Here is a 3,671-nt window from a genome sequence, read left to right on the forward strand (position 1 = left end):
ACGATCATCTCTACCAGTTTCTCTGTCGCCAACTGTTTTAAGGTTTCACTGTTGAGTTTGGGTGGCAGGTGTTTTTTCATAATTGCTATATTCTACTTTCCCGTATCACAGTTGTCAATACCCACCACCTGAATCCTTACACTGCATACTCAAAATCAGAAAAGTTGGGGATACTTTCAAGTGGGGCGGAGCTTGCAAGACTTCAACAATTATCTCAGTACAGTCAAATTAGTTTTAAAGTTGGGATTGCCGACTGCGTTAATCTTGGTAGGCTTTTCTAGTTGGTGGCTAGCAGGATTGGCAATGAAACCAATTTATGCTTCCTACCGACAAATTCAACAGTTTACAGCGGATGCCGCTCACGAACTACGAACGCCTTTAGCTGCTTCGCAGGCGACAGTAGAATCAGCGCTGTTGATGTCTGAATTGGATGAAAAAGAAGCGCGAGAAATTTTGCGAACTGTAGAGCGCCAAAACCGCAGATTGACTCAGTTAGTGGCTGATTTGTTGTTGTTAGCGCGGATGGATAATCAACCGATACCCGATCGCCCTCAATTGTGTTGTTTAAATGACTTGGTTAGCGATTTAGTCGAGGAATTGGCAGCAATGGCGATCGCCAGAGAGGTAGCGCTAACATCGGAATTGCGGGTGCATCAGCCATTGACTATTATCGGTGATTCTAACCAGCTTTATCGCTTAGTTTTTAATTTAATTGTCAATGCCATTCAATACACTTCACCTGGTGGTAAAGTAACTGTTATTTTAGAGAAAAGTGACCATTTAGTTGTGATTCATGTTCAAGATACAGGGTGTGGGATTGCAGCCGAAGATCAAAGGCAAATTTTTGACCGTTTCTATCGAGTTAACAGTTCACGCGATCGCGTTACTGGCGGCTCGGGATTGGGATTGGCGATAGCGCAACCTATAGCCTTAGCACATGGCGGTAGCCTGACTGTGCAGAGCAAATTGGGTACGGGTAGCATTTTCACACTGCGATTTCGAGAAAGAAATGTGCCGTTGGTGAATAATGCCATGAATCATTGAGGAATCGGCACATCTCAGAACTTGAGGTAGTGTACAACAATCTGATCGAGTGTCGTCGCCTGAAGATAAGCTAGTCGGTGTTGCTCTGTCCAGGCAAATGCTTCATGAATCCTTTTATTTAAGATTTTTCCAATCTTGTTCATTTCTCAACACTGATGCCCAAAAGAATTTGATTCCGCAAGCATCACTAGCGTCTTTATCTTCTTGTCGATCGCCTATCATGATGCAGTCTTTCGGTTCTGCCAGCGGTCGGGCTGCTAACAACAACATTCCGTATCCCGGTTTCCGGCAGGATATCTTTGTGCCATCACCCCGCAACGGCGCACTGAATTCGAGCGGTTCATTGCCACGGCACACCTGGTAGCAGCTTTCTCCTGAATTTGGACAGAAATATATCTCTGAGATTTGCGGAAATAGAGCCAAAGTTATCCGCTATTCTTCGATTGCCGAAGCCATATTCTTATGTCCGGCTGCCACGCCACCTTGATTTGTGACACCAATAATTATGAATCTTTGACTCAGATATTCGATCGCTTCTTGTGTCCCAAGGTAAAACAATCAGAAAGTGAGGAATTTCATAAAGCTCTTGCATATTTTGATTTGGAAATTGTTAATCTGACCGAGACAAGCGGATACGAACATAGAAGAGGAAACGTCTACGCAATCCAGAAAAAGTATGAGAAGTTTCGAGTTCGTTGTGTTTATTCCTCGTACAATCAACTGCGTGCTTGGGGAAAACGACAGTTTTTAGACAAAAAAACGCATCCCTGTTCGGAACCGGGACGCGAGTCAGAAGCAAGCTGAGAAAATTAATCAGAATGAAGGTTGATGCCCTCAGTTTTTAATTTTGCCTCAAATTTCCTTGTCTGGGATTGCTTTGAGCGAGGGGCGATAGATGACTTTAATGGCTTGAACGGGCAAAAATCGAAACAGCTCTTTGGTTTATCAAAGATGCTCCTCTTTATTGCTTGACTGAGCAGTTAATTACAGCATTCGATCAAACCGATGCTGTTTATAAACCTGGCATCCTTAGAGATTGGCAACCATCGTTACCTACTTTTGTTTTAGCAATTCCTAAAGGATTTATCCACACACCGGACGGCGGTGAAGTAGATTATCTAACAGTTTCTTGTAGCGATTGTGAACATCCCGAATGGAATTCCGGCAAATGGCAAAATATCCAAATTAAACCATTTTCGCTAGATCACGATCGATATTTCCAGATTTGCACTGTAGATTTTTTTTAAACGGTTTGGACTTCAGGAACTGCGGTTAAAAGTGACGATACTTTGATTTACGATGAGACTGAGAATATGGGGAGACATATTATCTCAACTGAAGACAAAGCTTTTCTTCAACCGATCAGAAATTTGGTAGTAATCAATGTACTTTTGACTCTTGAATTTTCACCGTCATTATTGACGACGGTTAGTGAATCCGAAATCAAGAGGCAAAATAAAGGATTTCAGCGGATCTATCAAACTTTTTCTAATGTCAGATATCCCCGATGGTTGGGCAAAAAATATCAAACTTTCTCGGTAATATCCGCAGACAAAAAAACTCATTTTTCTCCGTGTACCCACTGGAGACGAGGATATTGGAGGATGTTAGAATCAGGTGAGGGTAAGCGCTAGCGAGATAGTAAACGGCTTTGGATTGAACCTGTTTTAGTCAATTCTCAATAGTCATTGATCAAGGCTCAAAACTAAATTGCAATAGATAAAATACTTTTGAGGATACCATGATCACAGCAGGATATGTCTATAACTGTTTTTCTAAAATTGTATTTGATGGCGATACTCTATCCCTAGATTTCCGAGGGGAAGAAATAAGAGCAAGATTGCGATGGATAGATTCACCTGAATCTCAAAAACCCGGACAAAATAGCACCAATCCTGGAATACTTAAACACTGGGAATGGGCGCAAAAAGCAAAAATTGCCTTGATGAATTATGTAGCAGGAAAATCAATAATCACGGTTCCGATCGAGAAAGATCAGTTCGATCGGTGGGTATGCGATTGTTACCTTGATAAAGTTTCGGTAGCAACCAACATACAAATCCTCCTTTGCAAGAGTGGAATGGCGGTAACTTATCTCCCATTTAATCGATTCTCCTATAACACCAGAGAAATAGCTGTACTCAGAGGTGTCATCACTGAAACGGCTACGGCTAATCGTCAAAAAAGAGGGCTGTGGTCAGAGCCTGATTTGATTCTTCCCTACGAGTTCAAAAAATTAAACCTCTCCTGAAACATCATGAAATTAGTCGAAAAAATCCTTAAATACATGGAAGCCAAGAAATACGAAGTGGCTACCGGAGCGGGAGAAAAAAACATCATTTACATCGAAGGGATGAACAGTGATGGAACGCTTAATGCGGATACCCCCAATCACTTCAATGATTTGCGACTGATTCTTGCCTTTCACGAAGGAGTTCCAAAGATCGAAGGCTCTTGGGAAGCGACGACGGAACCAGGCTATTACTACCCATATTCCGCACCCCCAAGGGGCAGCGTACGCGGATTGAGGAAGTAAAAGTGAATCATCGGAGATAATAATGAGTAAAAACACCCAAAAATTTGTGCAACTATCGCATCATCCAGTTAGGAATCCCTAAAAATTGACG

At 42.1% G+C, this 3,671-nt stretch carries 6 protein-coding genes; 5 read left to right on the top strand and 1 reads right to left on the bottom strand.

The genetic code is table 11. The features are described 5' to 3' along the window. The first annotated feature begins 141 nt into the window (after positions 1–141). The gene (rppB, locus tag ACUVJL_RS40210; RefSeq protein WP_445250941.1) at positions 142–1,044 is read left to right on the top strand and encodes a two-component system sensor histidine kinase RppB; all 903 of its coding nucleotides are present in this window, start codon (positions 142–144) and stop codon (positions 1,042–1,044) included. 114 nt (positions 1,045–1,158) lie between these two features. Here rppB and ACUVJL_RS40215 read toward each other — a convergent pair whose 3' ends face one another. Beyond that, complete coding sequence (locus ACUVJL_RS40215) at positions 1,159–1,467, bottom strand: HAD hydrolase-like protein (protein ID WP_445250936.1); 309 nt, start codon at positions 1,465–1,467, stop codon at positions 1,159–1,161. Positions 1,468–1,506: 39 nt separating this feature from the next. Between ACUVJL_RS40215 and ACUVJL_RS40220 the strand changes: the two genes are divergently transcribed. The 4 genes from ACUVJL_RS40220 (at position 1,507) to ACUVJL_RS40235 (ending at position 3,580) form a co-directional block, all read left to right on the top strand. After that, entirely contained in the window at positions 1,507–1,848 is a 342-nt protein-coding gene (locus tag ACUVJL_RS40220; RefSeq protein ID WP_445250937.1) for a hypothetical protein, read from the top strand. A 164-nt stretch (positions 1,849–2,012) separates the two neighbouring features. Then, a complete protein-coding gene (locus ACUVJL_RS40225; RefSeq protein ID WP_445250938.1) occupies positions 2,013–2,291 on the top strand; it encodes a hypothetical protein in 279 nt (92 codons plus the stop codon). A gap of 494 nt (positions 2,292–2,785) precedes the next feature. Beyond that, entirely contained in the window at positions 2,786–3,295 is a 510-nt protein-coding gene (locus tag ACUVJL_RS40230) for a thermonuclease family protein (protein WP_445250939.1), read from the top strand. 6 nt (positions 3,296–3,301) lie between these two features. Then, the gene (locus tag ACUVJL_RS40235; RefSeq protein WP_445250940.1) at positions 3,302–3,580 is read left to right on the top strand and encodes a hypothetical protein; all 279 of its coding nucleotides are present in this window, start codon (positions 3,302–3,304) and stop codon (positions 3,578–3,580) included. The last annotated feature ends 91 nt before the right edge of the window (positions 3,581–3,671 follow it).

Source organism: Microcoleus sp. OTE_8_concoct_300, assembly GCF_031383065.1.
GTDB lineage: Bacteria > Cyanobacteriota > Cyanobacteriia > Cyanobacteriales > Microcoleaceae > Microcoleus.

What these genes read in the sequence shown, in the direction of transcription:
- ACUVJL_RS40220 (WP_445250937.1), top strand. Translation starts at nt 1,507, where the DNA reads ATGTCCGGCTGCCACGCCACCTTGATTTGTGACACCAATAATTATGAA.
- ACUVJL_RS40230 (WP_445250939.1), top strand. Translation starts at nt 2,786, where the DNA reads ATGATCACAGCAGGATATGTCTATAACTGTTTTTCTAAAATTGTATTT.
- ACUVJL_RS40235 (WP_445250940.1), top strand. Translation starts at nt 3,302, where the DNA reads ATGAAATTAGTCGAAAAAATCCTTAAATACATGGAAGCCAAGAAATAC.